This window comes from Bacillus sp. WP8 (assembly GCF_000800825.1).
In the GTDB taxonomy this organism is placed as follows: Bacteria; Bacillota; Bacilli; order Bacillales; family Bacillaceae; genus Bacillus; species Bacillus safensis.
This window is the reverse complement of the sequence record NZ_CP010075.1, coordinates 1,482,432-1,504,767: the sequence shown is the minus strand read 5'-3', so window position 1 is coordinate 1,504,767 and position 22,336 is coordinate 1,482,432. Positions and strand designations below refer to the sequence as shown.

The 22,336-nt window shown below is 43.5% G+C and carries 23 protein-coding genes, 1 riboswitch and 1 other annotated feature; all 23 genes read right to left on the bottom strand.

Annotated features, from left to right (window positions below):
- Window positions 1-3: 3 nt before the first annotated feature.
- The 23 genes from QR42_RS07440 to QR42_RS07335 all read right to left on the bottom strand — a co-directional run bounded on the left by QR42_RS07440 (window position 4) and on the right by QR42_RS07335 (window position 22,305).
- Entirely contained in the window at window positions 4-705 is a 702-nt protein-coding gene (locus QR42_RS07440) for a phosphoadenylyl-sulfate reductase (RefSeq protein ID WP_039178411.1), read from the bottom strand.
- 45 nt (window positions 706-750) lie between these two features.
- Complete coding sequence (locus QR42_RS18930) at window positions 751-855, bottom strand: DUF2292 domain-containing protein (protein WP_442852930.1); 105 nt, start codon at window positions 853-855, stop codon at window positions 751-753.
- A 116-nt stretch (window positions 856-971) separates the two neighbouring features.
- A riboswitch (SAM riboswitch) is annotated at window positions 972-1,074 on the bottom strand.
- Between the two features lie 162 nt (window positions 1,075-1,236).
- On the bottom strand, window positions 1,237-1,875 hold the full coding sequence (gene pyrE / locus QR42_RS07435) for an orotate phosphoribosyltransferase (RefSeq protein ID WP_039178408.1): 639 nt from the start codon (window positions 1,873-1,875) through the stop codon (window positions 1,237-1,239).
- Window positions 1,876-1,882: 7 nt separating this feature from the next.
- Window positions 1,883-2,587, bottom strand: coding sequence for an orotidine-5'-phosphate decarboxylase (pyrF, locus tag QR42_RS07430; RefSeq protein WP_039178406.1), 705 nt, complete (start codon window positions 2,585-2,587; stop codon window positions 1,883-1,885).
- Window positions 2,559-3,491, bottom strand: coding sequence for a dihydroorotate dehydrogenase (locus tag QR42_RS07425; protein WP_039178404.1), 933 nt, complete (start codon window positions 3,489-3,491; stop codon window positions 2,559-2,561). The genes pyrF and QR42_RS07425 overlap by 29 nt, the downstream gene beginning before the upstream one ends.
- Window positions 3,485-4,261: a dihydroorotate dehydrogenase electron transfer subunit gene (locus QR42_RS07420; protein ID WP_039178400.1), complete on the bottom strand. Its 777-nt coding sequence runs from the start codon at window positions 4,259-4,261 to the stop codon at window positions 3,485-3,487. The genes QR42_RS07425 and QR42_RS07420 overlap by 7 nt, the downstream gene beginning before the upstream one ends.
- On the bottom strand, window positions 4,258-7,473 hold the full coding sequence (gene carB, locus QR42_RS07415; RefSeq protein WP_039178397.1) for a carbamoyl-phosphate synthase (glutamine-hydrolyzing) large subunit: 3,216 nt from the start codon (window positions 7,471-7,473) through the stop codon (window positions 4,258-4,260). Before carB ends, QR42_RS07420 begins: the two co-directional genes overlap by 4 nt.
- A complete protein-coding gene (locus QR42_RS07410) occupies window positions 7,458-8,552 on the bottom strand; it encodes a carbamoyl phosphate synthase small subunit (RefSeq protein WP_024424230.1) in 1,095 nt (364 codons plus the stop codon). Before QR42_RS07410 ends, carB begins: the two co-directional genes overlap by 16 nt.
- Window positions 8,549-9,835 (bottom strand): dihydroorotase, encoded by a 1,287-nt coding sequence (locus QR42_RS07405; RefSeq protein WP_039178394.1) that lies wholly within the window; start codon window positions 9,833-9,835, stop codon window positions 8,549-8,551. The genes QR42_RS07410 and QR42_RS07405 overlap by 4 nt, the downstream gene beginning before the upstream one ends.
- Window positions 9,819-10,742: an aspartate carbamoyltransferase catalytic subunit gene (locus QR42_RS07400; protein ID WP_039178391.1), complete on the bottom strand. Its 924-nt coding sequence runs from the start codon at window positions 10,740-10,742 to the stop codon at window positions 9,819-9,821. The genes QR42_RS07405 and QR42_RS07400 overlap by 17 nt, the downstream gene beginning before the upstream one ends.
- 130 nt (window positions 10,743-10,872) lie before the next feature.
- Window positions 10,873-12,201, bottom strand: a complete 1,329-nt coding sequence (locus tag QR42_RS07395; RefSeq protein WP_039178389.1) for a solute carrier family 23 protein — start codon at window positions 12,199-12,201, stop codon at window positions 10,873-10,875.
- 155 nt (window positions 12,202-12,356) lie between these two features.
- The gene (gene pyrR, locus QR42_RS07390) at window positions 12,357-12,899 is read right to left on the bottom strand and encodes a bifunctional pyr operon transcriptional regulator/uracil phosphoribosyltransferase PyrR (protein WP_024424234.1); all 543 of its coding nucleotides are present in this window, start codon (window positions 12,897-12,899) and stop codon (window positions 12,357-12,359) included.
- Window positions 12,900-13,069: 170 nt separating this feature from the next.
- Window positions 13,070-13,984 carry an RluA family pseudouridine synthase gene (locus QR42_RS07385; protein WP_039178386.1) on the bottom strand — a complete coding sequence of 305 codons (915 nt, stop codon included), beginning with the start codon at window positions 13,982-13,984 and terminating at the stop codon, window positions 13,070-13,072.
- A complete protein-coding gene (lspA, locus tag QR42_RS07380; RefSeq protein ID WP_024424236.1) occupies window positions 13,981-14,448 on the bottom strand; it encodes a signal peptidase II in 468 nt (155 codons plus the stop codon). Before lspA ends, QR42_RS07385 begins: the two co-directional genes overlap by 4 nt.
- A gap of 94 nt (window positions 14,449-14,542) precedes the next feature.
- Window positions 14,543-14,917, bottom strand: coding sequence for a TraR/DksA family transcriptional regulator (locus tag QR42_RS07375; protein ID WP_039178384.1), 375 nt, complete (start codon window positions 14,915-14,917; stop codon window positions 14,543-14,545).
- 160 nt (window positions 14,918-15,077) lie between these two features.
- Window positions 15,078-17,843, bottom strand: coding sequence for an isoleucine--tRNA ligase (ileS, locus tag QR42_RS07370; protein WP_039178381.1), 2,766 nt, complete (start codon window positions 17,841-17,843; stop codon window positions 15,078-15,080).
- A 59-nt stretch (window positions 17,844-17,902) separates the two neighbouring features.
- Window positions 17,903-18,139: a binding site (T-box leader), on the bottom strand.
- Window positions 18,140-18,198: 59 nt separating this feature from the next.
- Window positions 18,199-18,693 carry a DivIVA domain-containing protein gene (locus QR42_RS07365; RefSeq protein WP_008344947.1) on the bottom strand — a complete coding sequence of 165 codons (495 nt, stop codon included), beginning with the start codon at window positions 18,691-18,693 and terminating at the stop codon, window positions 18,199-18,201.
- Between the two features lie 26 nt (window positions 18,694-18,719).
- On the bottom strand, window positions 18,720-19,496 hold the full coding sequence (locus tag QR42_RS07360) for a YlmH family RNA-binding protein (RefSeq protein ID WP_039178378.1): 777 nt from the start codon (window positions 19,494-19,496) through the stop codon (window positions 18,720-18,722).
- A gap of 53 nt (window positions 19,497-19,549) precedes the next feature.
- The gene (locus QR42_RS07355; RefSeq protein WP_024424240.1) at window positions 19,550-19,831 is read right to left on the bottom strand and encodes a YggT family protein; all 282 of its coding nucleotides are present in this window, start codon (window positions 19,829-19,831) and stop codon (window positions 19,550-19,552) included.
- Between the two features lie 6 nt (window positions 19,832-19,837).
- Window positions 19,838-20,296 (bottom strand): cell division protein SepF, encoded by a 459-nt coding sequence (gene sepF, locus QR42_RS07350; RefSeq protein ID WP_003212271.1) that lies wholly within the window; start codon window positions 20,294-20,296, stop codon window positions 19,838-19,840.
- 1 nt (window position 20,297) lies between these two features.
- Window positions 20,298-20,987 carry a YggS family pyridoxal phosphate-dependent enzyme gene (locus QR42_RS07345; protein WP_039183105.1) on the bottom strand — a complete coding sequence of 230 codons (690 nt, stop codon included), beginning with the start codon at window positions 20,985-20,987 and terminating at the stop codon, window positions 20,298-20,300.
- A 6-nt stretch (window positions 20,988-20,993) separates the two neighbouring features.
- The gene (pgeF, locus tag QR42_RS07340; RefSeq protein WP_039178375.1) at window positions 20,994-21,857 is read right to left on the bottom strand and encodes a peptidoglycan editing factor PgeF; all 864 of its coding nucleotides are present in this window, start codon (window positions 21,855-21,857) and stop codon (window positions 20,994-20,996) included.
- A 211-nt stretch (window positions 21,858-22,068) separates the two neighbouring features.
- Window positions 22,069-22,305 carry a YlmC/YmxH family sporulation protein gene (locus QR42_RS07335; RefSeq protein WP_008344958.1) on the bottom strand — a complete coding sequence of 79 codons (237 nt, stop codon included), beginning with the start codon at window positions 22,303-22,305 and terminating at the stop codon, window positions 22,069-22,071.
- Window positions 22,306-22,336 lie beyond the last annotated feature (31 nt).

Sequence of the window (22,336 nt, the reverse complement as noted above, 5' to 3'; positions counted from 1 at the left end):
CCCTTACTCATGTAATCCGCACTCTGTCTTTGCTGTGCCTGACCATCTGCCAGAACGCAGATCATCTGCAGTAAATGCTGGCTGTGTACACGGTGCACAGCCGATACTTGGATATCCCTGGTCATGCAGCGGATTATAAGTAAGTTCTTCTCTAGATGCATATCTCCATATGTCCTTCCACGTCCAATGGATAAGCGGACATACTTTCACTGATTTGAATTTTTCATCCTTATTTAAGAAATTCGTCCCTGCTCGTTTTGGTGACTGCTCTCTTCTTAAACCGGAAAGCCAAGCTGGATAACCAGATAGGGCTTCTTGCAAAGGAATGACCTTACGCATATGGCAGCAGCTTTGAGGATTTGTTTTCCATAATTGATCACCGTGCTGCTCATTTTGCTGTTCAACCGTCAGCTCAGGCGTTTTCAGTTCAATGTCTAAACCCGGGTATCTTTCCTTTACCGCATCAATTGTGTCGTATGTTTCTTTAAAATGCAGACCTGTATCTAAAAAGACAATTTTCGCATCTTTTTTTACTTTTGCAATCAGATCAATCAGAACGATGCCCTCAATCCCAAAGCTGCACGCATATACGAGCTGGTCACCATAATGACCGTACGCCCATTTCAGTACAGACAGGGCTCCTTTATACAAATCATCTTCTTGAAATGTAATGGACGGCTCTTGCCAATTTTCATAAGTTAACATGATTTCTCCCCTTCCGGAGTACAGCTCATATTGCTTTTTTCCGCACTACTTCAATCTAATTTTTTCGTTCTTTTCCACTTGAATCACATGACCGTCCTGAACAATTAACGTAATTGAACCGAATTTCATATCCCCAATCAGTTCTTGCATATGCTTTACTAAGTCCTCATCCTGATTTTGTTTCACTTCCATCTCCTCTTCCTCCTCACCGTTAAAATAAAAAAACTTTCTTTCAGTCCGAAAGAAAGATGAGGAAGCACACGATTTCCTTATCTTTCAAAATAGAATCATTTTGCAGGAAGTAGCACCTTGCGTATCGCAGGTTGCCGGGTTTCATCGGGCCAGTCCCTCCACCTCTCTGGATAAGAGTTTCAATTTGTCTTAAATATTAACACAATTCAAACAAAAGTCAACCCGACTTTATTGATAGGATTAGTTTTTATTAAAATTTGAGTCTATTTTACTATTTTTACCTAAATAAAAAAACTGTGCGGGCAGGCACAGTTTTTGTTAACGATGGGCTTTGACTTTTCAGACCGTTTCTTCCATCCAAGATTCTGAGGAAGGATCTTGTCTCCAGCGTTTTAGTTTGTTCATCGCAGCAGGCTCAATCGCTTTCAGTTCAAGCGCCACGTCTGTCAATGTGTCATAGTCTGTTAGGGTGACATATGGAATATTTTTTTCTTGAAAGGCTGCCGCTGCTTTTGGCAGTCCGTATGTGAAGATCGCAGCAACCCCAAGTACCTCGCAGCCCTCATCTTGAAGAGCAGCGACCACTTCAAGCACACTGCCTCCTGTGGAAATAAGGTCTTCTACAACGACAACCTTTTGGCCTTTTGATACGGCTCCTTCAATTTGATTTCCTTTTCCATGTGCTTTAGGCTTACTTCTGACATAACACATCGGGATGTTCAAGCGGTCTGCTGCTAATGCCGCATGAGGAATGCCTGCTGTTGCAGTACCCGCGACAACCTCTGCTCCCTTGAAATGAGTGAGAATCAAATCTTTTAGACCTTCAGCAATGTCGTGTCTCACTTCTGGATATGACAATGTCAGGCGGTTATCACAATAGATCGGTGATTTTATACCGCTCGCCCATGTAAACGGTTCGTCTGGTTTTAATGAGACCGCTTTGATTTGTAATAGATGTTTCGCGATTTTTGATTTCATCTGGCAGTCACTCCCACTCTTTCAAAATTTGATGATAGGCTTCTATTGGTTTATCAGCTTTTGTGATTGATCTTCCGACAACGATTTGTGAAACACCTTGCTCTTTTGCATAGGCAGGTGTCGCCACGCGCTGTTGATCATCGGTTTGATCATTCGGTAAGCGAATTCCTGGCGTTACAGTGAGAAAGGATGGTGAAATATGTTCATGAAGTGCTTTAGATTCATGAACAGAACAAACAACCCCGTCCAGCCCACTTTCATATGCTAATTGTCCGTACCGGATCACAGTCTCTTGCAGCGGACGGTCAATGAGTAATTCATTTCTCATCATGTCTTCTGACGTACTAGTCAGCTGGGTCACTGCAATAATGCCCGGGCGGTTTTGTCCAGCAGGAGTCCCGCTTTCAAGTCCCTCTAACGCAGCCTGCATCATTCGTTTCCCGCCAGCAGCATGCACATTGACCAAATCAACACCAAGTGCAGCAAGCCGGTTCATCGCTTTTTGCACGGTTGTTGGAATATCATGAAGCTTCAGATCAAGGAAAATACGGCAATTTTTTTCTTTCAGCGCATCAAGGATGGCAGGTCCTTCTTGGTAAAACAGCTCCATGCCAACCTTCACAAATAATGGTGTCCCTTCAAAAAGGTCTAAAAAGGCAAGCGCGTCCTTCCCTGATGGAAAATCAAGCGCGATGATGGGCAAGTGCTTCATTTTTCCAGCTCCTTCCGATGCATTCCTCTACAGATGAATAACCATATGCTGCTAACACATTTGGCAGCTCTTCAATGATTTCCGGGCAAATAAATGGATTCACAAAATTGGCTGTGCCGACAGCTACTGCACTTGCACCTGCTAGTAAAAATTCAAGTACATCTTCAGCACTTTGCACTCCGCCCATCCCGATAATCGGAATAGAAACCGCTTGACTCACCTCGTGTACCATGCGCACAGCGACCGGTTTGACAGCTGGTCCTGATAATCCACCTGTTTTATTGGCAAGGATGGGTTTCCCCGTTTTTAAATCTAAACGCATACCGATTAATGTGTTAATCATGGTGAGTCCATCCGCTCCAGCAGCTTCAATCGCTTGAGCAATCTCCACAATATTGGCTACGTTAGGTGACAGCTTGACATAGACAGGTACAGAAGAGACTTCCTTGACCGCTTTTGTCAATGACGCCGCCATATTTGGATCTGTACCGAAGGCAATCCCGCCTGTTTTCACATTTGGGCAAGAAATATTCAGTTCAAGGGCATGAACATTTTTTGCTTGGCTGATTTGCTTGGCTACTTCCACATAATCATCAACCTGTGAGCCAGCAACATTCGCAATAATAGGTGTATCAAATTGTTCAAGCCAAGGCAGCTCATTTTCAAGCACGCCTTTTAGACCCGGATTTTGAAGGCCGATTGCATTAAGCATACCAGCTCCTGTCTCGGCTACCCTTGGTGTGGGATTGCCAAATCTCGGTTCAAGGGTTGTGGCTTTGATCATGATACCGCCTAGCAATGATAGGTCATATAAGGATGCAAATTCTCTCCCGAACCCGAAGCAGCCTGATGCAGGGATGATTGGATTTTTTAAAGATAATCCCGGTAACTCAACGTTTAGCATGACAACGCCACCTCCTCTGCTTTAAAAACAGGTCCATCAAGACAGACTTTGACGTAAGGTTTGTCGAGCTGATCGGTATGACAGACACATGCAAAGCACGCACCAATTCCGCAGCCCATTCGTTCTTCCATCGAAATGTAGACGGGCTTATCAGGATACGTGTCTTTCAGCGCTTTTAGCATAGGTGTTGGACCGCATGAAAACAGCACATCAAAGCTCAGGTTTTGCTCTTTTATCACATCTGTTACAAAGCCTTTAGCACCGTATGTGCCATCAACCGTTGCAATAAACGTATCACCGAGTGCTTGAAATTTCTCCTCGTAAAATACATCCTTTTTCGATTGAAAGCCGAGCACATGCTTCACGATGACGCCTTTTTTCGTTAAACGCTTGGACAGTTCATATAGAGGCGGTACGCCAATTCCGCCGCCGACTAGTAATGCCGTCTCTCCGGGCTGGACGACTGAAGGATCATACCCGTTTCCAAGCGGCCCTAATACATCGACTGATTCTCCCTCCCGCTTTTGGGAGAGGAGCTTTGTGCCCTCTCCCTCTGCGCGGTAAATGATGGTTGCTTCTTTTTGCTCGGCATGAATGTTGGCAATACTGATCGGTCTTCTCAGCAGCGGTGTCATGGATTCACTGACCTTTAGATGAAGAAATTGTCCAGCCGTTTGAAAGGAGTCCACAAGGTCACCTTTTAATGTCATTTCGTAAATATGATCAGCGATCTCTCGGTTCGAGACGACCGTCAAGTATGCTTTTTTCATATCGTTACTGTCACCTCAGCATTCGTTTTCACTTCTGGCATTTCATCTGCTCTAAATGTCATGCTCTCAAGCACTCTTAAAATGGCTTCTGCTGTATCTAAGGACGTTAAGCAGGCCACTCCGTTTTCAACAGATTCACGTCTAATTCTAAAGCCGTCTCTTGCCGGCTGTTTTCCTTTTGTTAAGGTGTTGATGACAAATTGCGCTTCCCCGTTTCGAATGACATCGAGAAGATTTTTGCCTTCTTCTCCGATTTTGCCGACCACACTTGATGGAATGGAGGCTTGTTTTAAATAATTCGCCGTTCCTTCCGTTGCTAAAATATGATAGCCGATAGAATGGAATCTTCTTGCGATCTCAAGTCCTTCTTCTTTATCCTTATCAGCCACTGTCAGAAGTACTGTTCCGTCATTAGGAATTTGAATACCTGACGCAATCAATCCTTTATATAGGGCTTTTTCGATCGTGACATCTTTCCCCATGACTTCACCTGTTGATTTCATTTCAGGTCCGAGTGTAATATCGACTCTTCTTAATTTAGCAAAAGAGAAGACTGGGACTTTAACGTACACTCCTTCTTGCTCTGTGTGAAGCCCTTCTTCGTAGCCATAATTTTTGAGCTTCTCTCCTAAGATGACTTTTGTCGCAAGGTTGGCCATCGGGATGCCTGTAATTTTACTTAAGAAAGGAACCGTCCGGCTTGATCGCGGGTTCACTTCAAGTACATACACTTCACCTTTTGATAGGACAAACTGGATGTTCAAAAGCCCAATAATGTTGAGTCCTTTTGCAAGCTTGATCGTGTATTCTGCGATCTTCGCTTTGATGTCCTCAGACAATGTTTGCGGCGGATAGACCGCAATCGAGTCACCAGAGTGAACTCCGGCTCTTTCAATGTGTTCCATAATGCCTGGGATCACGACAGTTTCGCCATCAGACACGGCATCTACTTCAATTTCTTTTCCTGTCAAATACTTGTCAATTAACACTGGATGCTGCGGATTGACCTTCACCGCATTCTCCATGTAGTGAAGAAGCTCGGCTTCTTGATACACAATTTCCATCGCGCGGCCGCCTAATACATAGGAAGGACGGACAAGGACTGGGTAGCCAATTTGATTGGCAATCGCTACTGCTTCAGGCACAGACGTTGCTGTTTTCCCTTTAGGCTGGGGCACGCCAAGTGTTTCTAACGTTTGTTCAAACTTGTCCCGGTTTTCTGCGCGGTCTAGGTCTTCTAGAGAAGTTCCAAGAATTTTAACCCCTCTATTTGATAATTCATCTGCTAAGTTGATCGCTGTTTGCCCGCCGAACTGAACGACAACTCCTTCAGGCTGTTCAAGGTCGATGATATGCATCACGTCTTCTACAGTGAGTGGTTCAAAGTAGAGCTTATCTGAAATACTAAAGTCTGTTGAAACCGTTTCAGGGTTGTTGTTAATAATGATCGCTTCATAGCCTGCTTGTTTAATTGCCCACACAGAGTGAACGGTCGCATAATCAAATTCTACCCCTTGTCCAATTCTGATAGGACCTGAACCTAATACGATAACGCTTTTCTTGTCTGTACGTTCTGATTCATTTTCATCTTCATACGTGCTGTAGAAATAAGGTGTCTCTGATTCAAATTCTGCCGCACATGTATCTACCATTTTGTATACAGGTACAATGCCTGCTTCTTGTCTTAGCTTGTAGACATCCGCTTCGTTCATATTCCACTCGCGGCTAATGTAGATATCTGAGAAGCCTTTTTCTTTCGCTTCTTTTAATACGTCTGTATTGCCTTTGTTTTCTTTTAATGTCTTCTCAAAGGCGATGATGCCTTCCAGTTTATGAAGGAAGAAATAATCAATTTTTGAGAATTCGTGTATTTGTTCGACTGTATAGCCTCTTCTAAGCGCCTCAGCGATATAAAATAATCGTTCGTCTCCCGCTTTAATAATCCGTTTTTCAAGCACTTCATTTGTGATGTCTGCTTCATCTTTTAATTCAATGTGATGCACATCGGCTTCAAGTGAGCGTACAGCCTTTAAAAGAGACTCTTCTAATGTGCGGCCGATCGCCATGACTTCACCAGTTGCCTTCATTTGCGTACCAAGACGTCTGTTGGCAGATTCAAATTTATCGAACGGCCAGCGCGGTATTTTTGAAACGATATAGTCAAGTGCAGGCTCGAAGGCTGCATAGGTTTTACCTGTGACTGGGTTCATCATTTCATCAAGCGTTAAGCCGACTGCAATTTTCGCTGCCAATTTGGCAATTGGATAGCCTGTCGCTTTTGACGCAAGCGCAGAGGAACGGCTCACACGCGGGTTTACTTCGATGATATAGTATTGAAAGCTGTTTGGATCAAGTGCGAGCTGAACGTTACAGCCGCCTTCTATGCCAAGTGCACGGATCAGCTTAAGCGACACATTGCGAAGCAGCTGATATTCACGATCACTTAACGTTTGGCTTGGTGCTACAACAATACTGTCACCTGTATGGATACCGACAGGGTCAAAGTTTTCCATGTTACAAACAACGATTGCATGGTCACCGCTGTCTCGCATGACTTCATATTCAATTTCTTTAAAGCCTGCAATGCTTTTTTCAAGTAAGCATTGTGTAACTGGGCTTAGCTTCAGGCCGTTTTCAACGATTTCCTTCAGTTCTTGCTCGTTTGTACAAATTCCGCCGCCCGTTCCACCTAATGTATAGGCTGGTCTGACGATGACAGGGAAACCGATTTGATCCGTAAACGCAATTGCTTCTTCCAGGTTATGAATGATTTCACTTTCTGGTACAGGCTCATTTAGTTCATTCATCAAATTACGGAATAAATCTCTATCCTCTGCTTTTTGGATGGCTGACAGCTTTGTACCGAGTACTTCAACGCCGCATTCAGCTAATACACCAAGGTCTGACAATTCAACAGCAAGGTTTAATCCAGTTTGCCCGCCAAGTGTTGGCAAGATCGCATCAGGGCGTTCTTTTCGAATGATTCGTGTTAAAAATTCTGGTGTCAGTGGTTCGATGTATACCTTGTCGGCCATTTCTGTATCTGTCATGATGGTCGCAGGATTAGAGTTCACAAGAACGACTTCATAGCCCTCTTCTTTTAGTGCTAAGCAAGCCTGTGTGCCTGCATAGTCAAACTCCGCTGCCTGACCGATGATGATAGGACCTGATCCGATTACTAAAATCTTTTTGATGTCTACGCGTTTTGGCATACTTCTTCCCCTTCTTTCTCAGTCGTATGAATCATTTCCATGAACTGGTCAAATAAGTAGTTTGCATCTTCTGGACCCGGTGATGCTTCTGGGTGGTACTGAACAGTGAATGCTGGTGCTTCTTTATGTTTTAATCCTTCAATCGTATTGTCGTTTAAGGCAATATGTGTGACTTCGAGCACGTCTTCGTTAATACTGCTAACCGTGTAGCCATGGTTTTGAGACGTCAGTGTTACCTTGCCAGTTGCTAGTTCTTTCACCGGATGGTTTGATCCTCTGTGACCAAATTTCATTTTTTCTGTACTTGCACCGCACGCTAGAGCAAATAATTGATGTCCGAGGCAAATTCCAAAGAGCGGCACCTTTCCAATCAATTGCTGAATCATCTCAACGGCTTCTGGTACATCCACAGGATCTCCAGGTCCGTTTGAAAGCATGATGCCATCAGGCTTTAGCTGCAGCACTTCATCTGCAGTGATGTTGTATGGCACCACAATGACGTCGCAATCACGTTTATTGAGCTCGCGCAAAATGCCGTGCTTCATGCCGAAATCGACAAGGACAATTCTTTTTCCTCTGCCTGGGCTTGGGTACGCATTTTTCACAGATACTTGACTCACCTGATCAGTTGGCAGCTGCAATGTTTGAAGACGGCGGACAACGTCCTCCACTTGTTCATCAGGTCCTGCAAACGCCCCTCTTAAAGTCCCTGCACTTCGAATCATTCTAGTCAGCTTCCGTGTATCGATTCCGCTCAGACCCGGAATGTTTTTCATTTTTAAATATTCATCAAGTGAGTATGAAGAGCGCCAGTTTGAGGGCTTTTCACAAAGCTCTTTCACAATCAGCCCTTTCACAAACGGTGTGATCGATTCAAAATCGTCACGGTTAATGCCGTAGTTGCCGATAAGCGGGTAAGTCAGTGTGACAATTTGTCCGCAGTATGATGGATCAGATAAAATTTCTTGATAGCCCGTCATCCCTGTATTAAAGACGACTTCTCCGACTGATGGTTCTAAGCTGCCAAAGCCTGTTCCTTCGAATACTGTTCCGTTTTCTAGCACTAAGCGTCTCTTCATTTTACTAGTCTCCCCTCTTCATAAACGACTTTCCCAGATGCAAGTGTCATGACCGGCCATCCTGATACAGTCAATTTGTCAAACGGTGTATTTTGTCCTTTTGATAAGAAGCTTGTTTTATCGATTGTCGTTTCTTTGTTTAAATCAATGAGTGTAATATCAGCTATGTGTCCTTCTTCAAGCTTTCCGTATGGAAGGGAAAAGGCTTCTGCTGGTTTGATTGTCATATAATCAACGAGTTCTTTTAATGTCCATTCGCCTGTTTTGACAAATCGTGTATACAGAAGCGGAAACGCTGTTTCAAGTCCCACAATTCCAAACGGGGCACGCTGCATGGTTTCGTTCTTTTCTTCTTCTGTATGCGGCGCATGGTCTGTGGCGATGAAATCAATCGTTCCATCTAACAGTCCCTCGATCAATGCCTCGCGATCCTCTTTTCCTCTGAGCGGCGGGTTCATTTTATAGTTTGTATCAAGACCCGGAATGTCCGTATCACACAACAGCAGGTGATGCGGTGACACCTCAGCCGTCACACGGATACCCGCTTTTTTTGCATCGCGTACGACCCGCACAGATTCTTTCGTACTGATATGACATACATGATAATGACAGTTCGCTGCTTCTGCTAAAAGAACATCTCTTGCAATATGCACCGATTCACAGATTGACGGTATTCCGTTTAACCCATTTGCTTTTGAAAATTCTCCTTCATGAACGCACCCGCCGTAAATGAGCGAATTATCCTCACAGTGCGCCACAATCGCTTGATCAAGACTTGCTGCCTGTTTCATCGCTTCGTACATCATGCCTGCTGTTTGGATGCCGACACCATCATCTGTAAAGGCAAAGGCGCCTGCTTCTTTTAGTGCTGCAAAATCCGTCATCTCTTCCCCAATTTGTCTCGTTGTGATGGAGGCGTATGGCAGTACTCTCACAGATGAGGTTTCTTCGATTCGATTCATGAGCCATTCCATTTGCTCTTTTGTATCTGGAACCGGCCTTGTATTCGGCATCGCTGCAATCGTCGTATATCCGCCTCTTGCGGCTGCTTTAGAGCCTGTTTCAATTGTTTCCTTTTTCTCTCCGCCTGGCTCTCTTAAATGCACATGCAGATCGATCAAGCCTGGTGACACAAATAGCCCTGCTGCATCAATAACCTCTTCTCCGTCTTCTCTTTCTAGGTGACCAATCGCTTGAATCACTTTTCCTTTTACCCTAATATCCTGCTGCACTCTTTCACCTGTGCTTGTTAAGATAAAACCGTTTTTAATGAGATATGACATAGACAGAATCTCTCCCTTTTTGATGTAGTGTGCTATTTTGAAAAGCTCTTTTTAATACGGCCATTCGGATATAAACACCGTTTTCCATTTGCTTGAAAATCCTTGACTGCTTGGACTCTACTAAAGAATCATCTATTTCAACACCTCTGTTTACTGGTGCTGGATGCATAATAATCGCGCGTTCTTTCATTTTGTTTGCTCTGTCTACTGTTAATCCATAAGTTGATAAGTAATCTTCACTGCCCATTTTTTCAGCGTGCCGTTCATGCTGGATTCTGAGCAGCATCACCACATCAGATAGTGCGATGGCTTCATCTACTTGGACGTACGTTCCGTGAGGGTTTTGTTCATCCTGGAAGGAAGCAGGTCCTGAAAAGAGGACTGTGGCTCCCAGCCTTGAGAGAACCTCAGCATTTGACCTTGCTACCCTGCTATGTTTGATGTCTCCATGAATCGAAATCGTTAAGCCTTCAAAACCGCCAAACTCTTCAAAAATGGTCATGAGGTCAAGCAGTGATTGGGTTGGATGCTGTCCGCAGCCATCTCCTGCATTGATGATGGGAATTCCAACCTTCCCGATCAGCTCGTTATAATATTCATCGGTGCTGTCTCTGATCACACATGCCTTTACTCCGATCGATTCCAGTGTTTTTACCGTATCGTAAAGTGTTTCGCCCTTTTGAACGGAGGTGCTTGCTGCATCTAAGCTCAGGACATTCATCCCTAATTTCTTCTCTGCTACTTCGAAGCTAAAACGTGTTCTTGTGCTTGGTTCAAAGAAGAGGTTTGCCACAAATTCTCCGGCTAATCCATGTTCTTGTTTCCCCTTTTTGAGTGCCGCTGCTTCTTCAATCAGCTGTAAAATCTCTTCTTTAGACAAGCTGCTCATTGTCGATAAATCATTCATTTTTTCTTCCCCCTCTAGTTTTTCATCACTTTCAGGTTCAAAAAAACCCTAAGCCTCGGCAGCTTAGGGTTCTCCAAAAGAAGCAGCGGCACTTTCGTGCATTCTGCTCCATTTAGAACCCTTGTCAGCCTCACTGGACTTCTTTTAAAAGGTTTTCTGTATTTGATTCATTTGACTCGTCATCTTCCGCTTTTTGATGCGGCAGGATCAGGTTTAACAGGACACCCGTAATCGCAGCAAGTGCCATTCCAGATAGCGTGAGATTGATTTGTTTCACCTCAATGAATGCCCCGCCAATTCCGATGACTAGGATGACTGATGCGATAATGAGATTACGCTTTTCTTCAAAATTCACTTTATGATCAATCAGGATTCTCAGGCCGCTTGAGGCAATGATTCCAAAGAGCAGGAACGAAACGCCTCCCATCACCGCGGACGGCACTGTACTGATTAATGCTGAAATTTTTCCTACAAAACCGAAGCAGATCGCAAACACTGCTGCTCCGCCGATGACGAAGATACTGAACACTCTTGTGATGGCAAGTACGCCAATGTTCTCTCCATAAGTTGTTGTTGGTGGTCCACCAATAAGTGAAGCGAAGATGGTCGCCGCACTGTCTCCTAAAATGGAGCGGTGAAGACCTGGTTTTTTAATAAAATCTTGTCCTACGACCTTACTTAACACCACCTGGTGGCCAATATGCTCAGACATTGTGACAAAGGCAACCGGCACCATCACTGTGAGAATGCTTAAAGTCACAGCAGGTGTATAGTCGACAAATGGCACGACGAAGTCTGGTACGGCAAACCATTTTGCGTCAATGACCGGCTGGAAGTTCACAATGCCTTGAGTTAAGGCAAAGAGATAGCCGCTGATTATGCCGATTAATACTGGGATTAAGCTAAGGAATCCTCTTAGGAAAATCATACTGATAATCGTGACAGCCAGTGTGAAGCCAGCGACCATTAAATGCTTGAGGCTGTAAACAAGCTCGGTTGCATTCGGATCAACATACATCGCCATGTTGACTGCTGTTCCAGCGAGTCCAAGTCCAATGACCATAATGACTGGTCCTACGACGACCGGCGGCAGAAGCTTCATCAGCCAGCCTGTGCCGAGCCATTTAATGAACAGGGCAATGAGCGCATAAGCGACACCCGCCATGAAGGCGCCAACCATTGCGGCTCCGGGGCCGCCCGTTGCTTTCACATTTAGTATGGGGGCGATGAAGGCAAAGGACGATCCAAGATACGCCGGAATCTGTCCTCTTGTGATGATTAAGTAAACAATCGTTCCCACACCGCTTGAGATGAGCGCGACGGCTGGACTCATATCAATGATTTTTGGTACAAGAATGGTTGCACCAAACATCGCAAACAAATGCTGCAGGCTAAGTGACAGCCATGTGAATGGTTTTGGGATATCTCGAATGCCTAAATTGGCTTTTTGCTGACTCATGATTTTCCTCCTAGATGTGTCCTTTTTCATTAAAAAAGCCTCTTTGCGAGTATGCGCAAAGAGGCCTAGAAAAACCGGACACGTCATGTTAGCCGTGTGCTCGGTGTCTCTGTTATTGCCCTCTTTGCAAACTCTCTGGAATGCATTTAAAAAGGTTATTTTTCATATATAGCGACAAGGTCGTTTTGATCTACTTCATTCAGTTGAACCATGACGGTCTCTGCTTTCGATGTCGGAATGTTTTTCCCGATATAATCCGCTCGAATTGGCAGCTCCCGGTGTCCCCGGTCGACGAGCACAGCCAGCTGAATGGAAGATGGTCTTCCTACATCCACAAGGGCATCCATAGCTGCTCTGACGGTTCTGCCTGTAAACAGGACATCGTCAACGACAATGAGTGTTTTGTCATTAATGTCAGCTGGGATGTCTGCACCCTTTACAAGCGGGTCTTGGTTGTCTGTCTTTTTTGTCAGGTCATCACGGTATAGCGTAATATCAAGTTCACCCACAGTGACTGGATTTCCTTCAATTTGCTCGATGCGCTCTGCAAGGCGCTTTGCAAGATGTATGCCTCTTGTCTTGATCCCGGCAAGGATGACATCCTTCATCCCTTTGTTGCGCTCAATCATTTCATGTGCAATGCGGGTAAGCGCTCGTCTGATCGCTTGTTCATCAAGAATGACTGCTTTTTGTTCCATCTTTTACACCTCTTTTTGACAAATAAAAAGCCCCTTCTGCAAAGGGCAGAGAGGGGCGTTCATTTGTGCATACTCGTGCACAAATTGATCCGTTATCCTTCTCAGCCTCTCTGGACTGTTTTAAAGAATCTCAATTTCTTCGTTTATTATTTCAGAAAAAGAACGGCCTGTCAATCGTTATTTCTTAATGAATCGATAAAGCCCCGCATATCAGCTGGAATTGGTGCTGTGAACTCGATATATTCTCCTGTTCTAGGATGATCAAATCCTAAAACACCAGCATGCAGAAGCTGTCCATTAAAATCGACTGTTTTTCTCGGCCCATATTTCGGATCTCCTGCAAGAGGGTAGCCGATATATTTCATATGAACACGAATTTGGTGTGTTCTTCCTGTTTCCAGACGGCACTCGACAACCGTGAAGTCTTTAAAGCGTTCAATCACATCAAAGTGAGTGACGGCCTGTTTTGCATTTTCTTTTGTGACCGTCATGCTTTGGCGGTCTTTTTTGTCTCTGCCAATTGGTGCATCAATTGTGCCTGTATCATGCTGGATAATACCGTGGACAACAGCCGTATACTTTCTTGTGACAGTTTTAGCCACCAGCTGATTGACGAGTGACTCATGTGCGATATCGTTTTTTGCAACCATTAACAGCCCAGACGTATCTTTATCAATTCGGTGGACAATTCCAGGACGCATCACACCGTTAATCCCTGATAAATCGGTACAATGTGCCATCAGACCATTTACAAGTGTACCTGACACATGACCTGGGGCTGGATGAACGACCATTCCTCGAGGCTTATTTACGACTAACACATCTGCATCCTCATAATAAATATCAAGATCCATTGGTTCTGCTTCTACATCTAGCGCTTCCGGATCTGGAATCTCCACTTTGATTTGATCCCCAGCTTGTACTTTGTAATTGGCCTTTACTTGTTTCCCGTTTACTTCGATCAGCCCATCTTTTACCCATTGCTGGACTTGGGTTCTTGACCATTCTGGTTCTGTTGTGCTTAGAAATTTATCTAGCCGTTCACTCGTTTGTTCTTCTGAAACGGCAATATTTACTTGATTCATGTAGTTGACTCCTTATTTTTCTTTCCATCTAACAGCATTTGAATGAAGAGCAGAATAACCCCTACACAGAGAGAAGAATCTGCAATATTAAAGATTGGGTAGTGATAATCCCCAAATACGAAATGAGCAAAATCAACCACTTCCTGACGGAAAATACGGTCGATAAAGTTTCCGATCGCTCCGCCAAGCATTAAGGCCAGCGCTACTCCAAGCAGCTTGTCCTTTTGTCCATGTTTTTGTAAGTAATAAACAATTCCCGCAATAACAACGAGTGTGATCACATAGAAAAACCACATTTGCCCTTGGAGAATTCCCCATGCGGCTCCTGAATTTCGGTGAGACGTGATATAAAAGAATCCATCAATGACTGGAACAGAATCACCGAGCATCATATTTTTGACAATGAGCCATTTTGTTAATTGGTCTAAACAAATGATAACGAATGCGATTATGTAATAGAACACACACGTTCCTCCATCTTCATACTTTGATCTTTAAGCATTTTATCAAGAAAACAGGAAGGAGTAAAGAAACTTTAGTTGACAGACAAAAACCTCCCTACATGTGGAAGGCTTCAAAATGAGAATCATTTGATTCGGAAGGATAAGGAGTGAATGCTTTTTTCTCGTATTGCTTATGATATAAAAAGTCGTCAGCCGTGCGGGCGGTAGGAAGAATGCTCATTTGTTCAAGCGGAATCATATTACCTGTCGCCTCACATATGCCATAGGTCCCTTGTTCGATCTTTGCAATAGCGAGAGACACATCTTGCAGCTCTTCTTTGATGTGATAAAGAAGTGTGGTCGTTTTAACGTCATTCAACGAGACATGCTCAGCGGGTGAACGAAATGATGCGTATTCAAACAGTTTAGATTGCAGCTCTTCTTTGATTTGAAGGAGTTCCGTGTAAATCGTCTCTAGATCGCCATTCATGTCGCTATTTCAACTCCTGCCCTGTCGTGATAATCATATTGTTGCCCTGCCTGGTTACTTTAAAGCCATAAGATTTTTCCTTTCGTTCTAAACGCTGTCATTTTCTCAAAAAAGAAAACGCCCCGCATATGACGGGGCGCCAGCTTGTGATATCGCACTGTTAATTTTGGTAATATTTCTCCACGATTTCAGCATTTTTCAGCGACAATGTTGGGTATTTCGGATTTGCACCAACATCTTTTGAAATAATGCGGGAACGTTCGCACAGTTCTCCTTCTGCTTTTTGAACCACAATTCTTCCTGATGTATATTCAGGCGCCGATGTATCTGCATGCTGCTTATCCTCGACCGTTAATTCAGAGATGATAAAGAGCTGCTTCACATCTTCTTTAATGGATGCAAGAAGGTTTTTCACTTCGTCTGTCGCATAAAGCGTCACACTTGCTTCAAGTGAACGACCGATGACTTTCTCATTACGCGCAATCTCCAGCGCTTTTAGCACATCGTCACGTACCTCCATAAAGCGGTCAAACTTCGCTTCTGTCGCTTCAGCTTGAGGAACTGCCACACCTTCTGGCATATCTGTTAACTGAACACTTGGCTCTTCAACAAAGCTTAAATGGCTCCATAATTCATCTGCTGTATGCGGAAGAATTGGTGCAGTCAGCTTCACTAATGCCATTAATGTTTCGTAGAAGACAGTCTGCATGCTGCGGCGGTCTGGGTGATCTGCATGCTCAATGTAGACGACATCCTTTGCAAAATCGAGATAGAAAGAGCTGAGCTCAATCGTACAGAAATTGTGAATCGCATGATAGACGACCGCAAATTCGTAATCATCATAAGCTTTTTTCACTTTATCAATCAATTTGTTTAATTTGATCAAGATGTATTGGTCCACTTCGCGAAGCTCTTCTACTGGCACAGCATTTACTGCTGGATCAAAGTCAAATAGGTTTCCATGCAGGAAGCGGAATGTGTTACGGATTTTACGATAGACTTCTGCTACTTGTTTCAAAATATCATCAGACACTGGATGATCGGCTTGATAGTTGACAGAAGATACCCAAAGTCTAAGAATTTCTGCACCGAGCTGCTTCGCAACCTTCGTTGGGTCAATCGTGTTGCCTAATGATTTACTCATCTTACGTCCTTCTTTATCAAGCGTAAAGCCGTGGCTTAGGACACCTTTATACGGCGCTTTTCCAGTGACAGCAACTGCTGTTGATAAAGAGGAGTTAAACCAGCCGCGATATTGGTCAGAGCCTTCAAGGTATAGATCTGCCGGACGGACTAGGTCATCTCTTTCTTCTAAAACGGCTTGGTGAGAAGAACCGGAATCAAACCATACATCCATGATGTCCTGCTCTTTAGTGAATTCACCATTCGGGCTGCCTGGATGTGTAAAGCCTTCTGGCAATAGCTCTTTCGCTTCTTTTTCAAACCAAATATTCGAGCCATGCTCTCTAAATAATTGAGAGACATGCTGGATGGTTTCGTCTGTGATGATCGGCTCACCATTTTCTGCATAAAACACCGGAATTGGAACGCCCCATACACGCTGTCTTGAAATGCACCAGTCACCTCTGTCACGCACCATATTGAACAGGCGTGTTTCACCCCATGCTGGAACCCATTTCGTTTCTTTAATATTGTCTAATAACGCTTCTCTAAAATCTTTAATGGATGCAAACCACTGAGCTGTCGCACGATAAATCGTTGGTTTTTTCGTTCTCCAGTCATGCGGATAGGAGTGCGTGATAAAGTCGAGCTTCTTCAGCGCGCCTTTTGCTTCAAGCTGTTCTGTGATGGCTTTATTGGCATCCTCGTAGAATAGTCCTTCAAAACCAGGTGCCTCATCTGTCATCACACCTTTTTCATCTACTGGACAGAGCACATCAAGACCGTATTTCATACCGACAATAAAGTCATCTTCCCCGTGGCCTGGTGCAGTGTGAACACAGCCTGTTCCTGCATCAGTTGTCACGTGATCGCCAAGCATCACAAGAGAATCTCTACCATAGATTGGATGCTCTGCAACGATATTGTCTAATTCTTTTCCTTTTAGCGTTTTCACGACTTCATACTCTTCAAAGCCGAGTGCTTTTGCCACTTGTTCAACCAGTTCAGATGCAACGACATAACGCTCAGCACCGACTTGAAGAACACTGTACTCTAAGTTCGGATGAACACAAATGCCAAGGTTTGCTGGAAGCGTCCATGGTGTTGTTGTCCAGATAATGAATTGTTCGCCGTTTTCAAGAACGCCTTTGCCATCTTTTACTTTAAACGAAACGTAAATCGATGGTGAACGTTTGTCTTTATATTCAATTTCCGCTTCAGCAAGAGCTGATTCACTTGAAGGAGACCAGTTAACTGGCTTCAGACCTTTGTAGATATAGCCTCTCTTCGCCATTTCACCAAAGACAAGAATTTGCTGCGCTTCGTATTCAGGCTTTAATGTGACATATGGATTGTCCCAGTCTGCTCTGACGCCTAAGCGCTTAAACTGGCTGCGCTGACCTTCAATTTGCTTCCAAGCATACTCCTCGCATAGTTTGCGGAATTCTGCTGTAGACATTTCTTTGCGCTTTACTTTTTTATTTTTAGTAAGAGCTGTTTCAATTGGCAGCCCGTGTGTATCCCAGCCTGGTACGTACGGAGCATGGTATCCGTTCATTGATTTAAAACGGACGATAAAATCTTTTAGGATTTTATTGAGTGCATGCCCCATATGAATGTCACCATTCGCATATGGAGGCCCATCATGCAAAATAAACGTTGGGCGTCCTTTTGTCCGCTCTAAAACCATTTGATAGATGTCTTTCTCTGCCCACTCCTCTTGGATTTCAGGCTCTTTGTTCGGCAAATTCCCTCTCATCGGGAATTCTGTTTTCGGCATTAATAAGGTGTCTTTGTAGTTCATACCCATTCCTCCACATGCAAATTCTGATTAAAAAACAATAAAAAAAGCCCTCTCATCCCATAAGGGACGAGAAGGCTTGTCTCGCGGTACCACCCTTTTAGACAAGCGCTATTTAAGCAGTCGCTTATCCACTCTAAAATCGTAACGTGATCAGACGCCTTTTCTTACTGTTTTTTCAGAAAAGGAACTAAAGGGGTGATCTCATTGCAGCGTCTCGTAATGTCAGGCTTCCACCATCCCTGATTCGCTTAATTACGCATGTGACAGCTGCGAGTGTCCCTTTCAAACGTTTATCTCTTGTTAATTTATGATGGTATTATATGCAACATGAGCACGTCATGTCAAGATGATGCGCTTATTCTTTTTCGTCAAAGACAGCGTCCACTTCATATTCCAGTAAATGATCCCAATCGTCATTTTTCAGAAGATCAAGCTGCGCTTCGATGAGCATTTGGAAACGAGTTCTAAAGACCTTCGATTGTTTCTTCAGCTCTTCAATTTCCATTGCAATCTTTCTTGATTTTGACAGCGCTTCGTTGATAATTCGGTCAGCATTTTTCTCTGCTTCACGAATAATCAATTTTGCTTCTTTATCAGAATGACGCTTAACGTCTTCTGCTGCTTCCTGCGCCACAAGAATCGATTTGTTTAATGTTTCTTCAATTGTTGCAAAATGACCTAGTCTTTCGTCAAGCTCGTTTACTTTGTCTTCAAGCTCGTTCTTTTTACGGAGTACGATCTCGTAGTCTTTACGTACTTGGCTTAAAAACTCGTTTACTTCGTCTTCGTCATAGCCGCGAAAGCTTTTTGTGAACGTTTTATTATGAATATCATTAGGTGTTAATGGCAACCTCGCCACCTCCAGATTCAAGTTCGTTATGTCATAAGCTCAAATGTTACTTTGAATTTATCTTTTTTGGTCTTCCCATCAATCGTTTTGAGGCTAAAGCGGCCAAATCCCCGAACAGAGAGCTGATCACCTTCACCGATTGTAAAGGAAGGGTCCTCAGTGACTTTCCAATTGACTTTGACAAGTCCATTTTTGACTAAAAGCTGTGCTTTTTGCCGAGACTGACGGCTGACAGCAGCACATACAGCATCAAGCCGAAGTGAAGAAATGGTATCTTCTTTGATATCAGTCTTCGTCATCACTGGCTTTATTTCTGCCTGCGTGATTTCCTCTAATGAAACGGAGGCTCTGCCGACATGTGTCAGCTGCGCCCGCACAAAATCAGCGACATCACTTGTACAAATAAACTGCACATCTTCCTCTGAAAATAATAGATCTCCGAATTTTTGACGCTTCAAGCCTGTCCCAATCAATGAGCCGAGAAGTTTCGGGTGTTCTAAGGAAATAAACTTTTTCGCATAGTTCACCTGAAAATATGACAGCTCAACATCTTCAATAGAAGGTTCTAAATAATCAGGATAAATGAGAGCTCTTTTGCGCTCGGCTCCCTCATACCCGCCAAAAAACATGATTCCAAGTTCTTCAGCATGCTGGATGACGGACTCGGTAATAAATTGCTCACGCGGATCAAGGAAGTCTGTTAATTTCATTCGATATTGGTCGAGTGCGATTTTTTTCCAGCCTAACACTTGGTCGACAAATGGCTGTTCGTCTTTTCTAAAATGCTGATAGATATCGCTCATTTTGTTCCCCTCTTATGTAAAAGGGCCTGGCAGTGCCAAGCCCGGCAGCCTGTTTACATGAAGCGCACAATCATATTGTAAAGACCAGTTAGTCCATATGATGATGCAAAGCGAATCACAAGCAATGCCACAATCGGCGAGATGTCAATCATACCGATTGGCGGAATAATTTTACGAAATGGTTCTAAATACGGTTCGCAAATATTTGTCAGAAAACGGCCAAACACAGTTTCTCTTGCAGATGGCACCCATGACATAAAGATGTAAATAATAATCGCGAATGAGTAAATCGTTAATACCGTTCCTAAAATATTAAAAATGAAATTTAGAATCACTATGATTTACCACCTCTGAGGTTCTTCCTCTGTCAATAGCTCTGATATTGTGCCAGATACATCTACATTATCAGGTGTGCAGAGGAATATATTCGAGCCAATACGCTGGATGTCTCCACCAATTGCATAAACGGTTCCGCTTAAGAAGTCAATGATTCGCTTTGCTTGATCATGCTGTATGCGCTGCAAATTCACGACGACTGCACGTCTGTTTTTAATATGGTCTGCAATCTCCTGCGCTTCTGCATAAACACGCGGCTCACTTAACACCACTTTAGAGGATTTCTGCACGCTTTGCAAGCTGACAACATTTTGTTTTCCTGTCTGCGGGCGCTCTTGAAATGCTGCTTTGTCCTTCGTTCCTTTTTCTTCTTGAACGGGTTCTCTTTCTTCATCAATATATTCGTACTCATACTCTTCATCGTCGAGAGTGAAAAAGCTTTTAAACTTATTTTTTATGCTCATGTCACGCACCTCCTGTTTCATTTCCAACAAGTGAAGAGCCAATCCGAACGAATGTCGCACCTTCTTCAATTGCGATTTCAAAATCATTTGACATGCCCATCGATAAATGCTGACAAGGTGCATTTACTTGGTTAAGATGTTTTACTTCTTCTTGAAGGTTTTTTAATGCTTTAAAACAGTTGCGAATCACAGTGTGATCCTCTGTAAATGGAGCCATCGTCATCAGTCCTGCAATTTCAATCTGTTTGAAATCAGCGAGCTGTTTCACAAATGGAATGACGTCTTCACTTTTCAAGCCGTGTTTTGACTCCTCAAGTGATGTGTTCACTTGTACAAAACAGCGAACTGTGTGATCCGCTCTTTTTTCAATTTCATTCGCAAGAGACATTCTGTCGAGCGAATGTAAGTAGTCAATTGTCTGAATGACTGATTTCACTTTTCGTGTTTGTAAACTGCCGATAAAGTGCCAGTTAATGTTTTCATCGGTTATGGCCGCCTGCTTTTCAAGTAACCCTTGGTCTCGATTTTCACCAAAGTGCACAATCCCTGCTTCCTTGGCTTCTAGTGCTCGTTCAATCGAGACATATTTTGTCACAGCGACGACTGATACATCTGCTGGTTGTCTACCGGCTCTTTTACATGCTTCGTTTATTTGTTCATTTATTTGTCTGAGATTCTCTCGTACATTCAATTGCACTTATGCCTCCTTAAACCCGACAAAAGACATCATACGTCCTGTTTTCCCTTGATCACGCCGGTGTGAGAAGAAAAGCTGATCATTGCAGCTTGTGCACATCGAACTGACATGTATGTTTTCTTCTTTTATTCCTGCATGAAGCAATACGTTTTTGTTTAGTGTTTTCAAATCAATTTTATATTGTCCTTGTGAAATCTCGGAATACACATCCTCTGTTGAAAAAGGAAGCTGTTTCACTTGATCCATGACGACGTCATCGACTATGTAGCAGCAGCTGCCAATGGATGGTCCAATGACGACTTGAATCTGATCGACCTTGGCACCTTCTTGGCTGACCCATACATCAACCATCTTTGCACCAATTTGCTTGACGGTTCCTTTCCAGCCGGCATGAGCCGTTCCAATTAATCCGTTTTGCGGAGCTAGAAAATAAAGCGGAACACAATCAGCGAAACAAAGAGCGAGCATCATGTTCGTCTCAGACGTATATAAACCGTCTGTACCTGGCAGTGCCTCATCATAATGAAGACTTCCTCTTCCTCTTTGCTCCTTGGTGACTTTCAGGATGCGATCCTCGTGTGTTTGGTCTGCAAACACCCAATCAGAGAGCGGCACAGCAGCAGCATCTGCTATGACTTGACGATTCATTTGAACACTAGAAGCATCGTCTCCTACATGGAGTCCAGTGTTCAATGATTGATATGGAGTAAGGCTGAAGCCGCCATTTTTTGTTGTAAATCCGGCCAATACCTCTTTACCAGAACATGTCATGTTCGTCCAATCATGAATGGTCATTGCATATGGTGATTTCTGCTGAAAGGGGTCATATTTGTGTGTCAAAGCTGCCTCCCACCTTTCATTCATCTCTCTTTATTTCGCTCCTATTTTACCACAAGACATACATAGACAGTTAGTGGGATTCATTAAATATTACACTCAAATGTGCCCTTTCTGCAGGTTTTTTTTCAAATTGATATGAAAACGTAATCTTTTTACCCGAAAAAGACATTGTTTGCTAAGAATGAAGAGTTTATTTTAAGGAAAAATTGAATGATTCATTGAGGAGTTATACGAATTAAGAAGACAAGCGGACAAGTATCACATCTTCGCCAATTTTTACTATATTTCGCCATGGGACAATCATTTCCTCTTCTTTTCCGAAAAATCCCATCATTTTACCTGTGCCGCCAATAATAATCGCTTGGATTTTGCCGCTTGTGACATTAATATCAATGTCCCCAATGGTACCTAGTTTTTTCCCGCTGGATACATCGACGACATCCTTGATTTGGAATTCAGAAATGCTGATCATCTGTCCTTCCCCGCCTTTCGTTTTCTACTAT

Coding starts and splice junctions, on each gene's coding strand:
- carB (WP_039178397.1), bottom strand. CDS start 7,473: ATGCCAAAACGCGTAGACATCAAAAAGATTTTAGTAATCGGATCAGGT.
- QR42_RS07410 (WP_024424230.1), bottom strand. CDS start 8,552: ATGAAGAGACGCTTAGTGCTAGAAAACGGAACAGTATTCGAAGGAACA.
- QR42_RS07335 (WP_008344958.1), bottom strand. CDS start 22,305: ATGATCAGCATTTCTGAATTCCAAATCAAGGATGTCGTCGATGTATCC.
- QR42_RS07395 (WP_039178389.1), bottom strand. CDS start 12,201: ATGAGTCAGCAAAAAGCCAATTTAGGCATTCGAGATATCCCAAAACCA.
- pgeF (WP_039178375.1), bottom strand. CDS start 21,857: ATGAATGAAAGGTGGGAGGCAGCTTTGACACACAAATATGACCCCTTT.
- sepF (WP_003212271.1), bottom strand. CDS start 20,296: ATGAGCATAAAAAATAAGTTTAAAAGCTTTTTCACTCTCGACGATGAA.
- QR42_RS07385 (WP_039178386.1), bottom strand. CDS start 13,984: ATGAATCAAGTAAATATTGCCGTTTCAGAAGAACAAACGAGTGAACGG.
- QR42_RS07420 (WP_039178400.1), bottom strand. CDS start 4,261: ATGAAAAAAGCATACTTGACGGTCGTCTCGAACCGAGAGATCGCTGAT.
- QR42_RS07400 (WP_039178391.1), bottom strand. CDS start 10,742: ATGAATGATTTATCGACAATGAGCAGCTTGTCTAAAGAAGAGATTTTA.
- QR42_RS07425 (WP_039178404.1), bottom strand. CDS start 3,491: ATGCTAAACGTTGAGTTACCGGGATTATCTTTAAAAAATCCAATCATC.
- QR42_RS07360 (WP_039178378.1), bottom strand. CDS start 19,496: ATGAGCGATATCTATCAGCATTTTAGAAAAGACGAACAGCCATTTGTC.
- pyrF (WP_039178406.1), bottom strand. CDS start 2,587: ATGAAGCACTTGCCCATCATCGCGCTTGATTTTCCATCAGGGAAGGAC.
- QR42_RS18930 (WP_442852930.1), bottom strand. CDS start 855: ATGCAAGAACTGATTGGGGATATGAAATTCGGTTCAATTACGTTAATT.
- ileS (WP_039178381.1), bottom strand. CDS start 17,843: ATGAACTACAAAGACACCTTATTAATGCCGAAAACAGAATTCCCGATG.
- QR42_RS07440 (WP_039178411.1), bottom strand. CDS start 705: ATGTTAACTTATGAAAATTGGCAAGAGCCGTCCATTACATTTCAAGAA.
- QR42_RS07405 (WP_039178394.1), bottom strand. CDS start 9,835: ATGTCATATCTCATTAAAAACGGTTTTATCTTAACAAGCACAGGTGAA.
- pyrR (WP_024424234.1), bottom strand. CDS start 12,899: ATGGAACAAAAAGCAGTCATTCTTGATGAACAAGCGATCAGACGAGCG.
- pyrE (WP_039178408.1), bottom strand. CDS start 1,875: ATGAAATCAAAAATCGCGAAACATCTATTACAAATCAAAGCGGTCTCA.
- QR42_RS07375 (WP_039178384.1), bottom strand. CDS start 14,917: ATGAATGGCGATCTAGAGACGATTTACACGGAACTCCTTCAAATCAAA.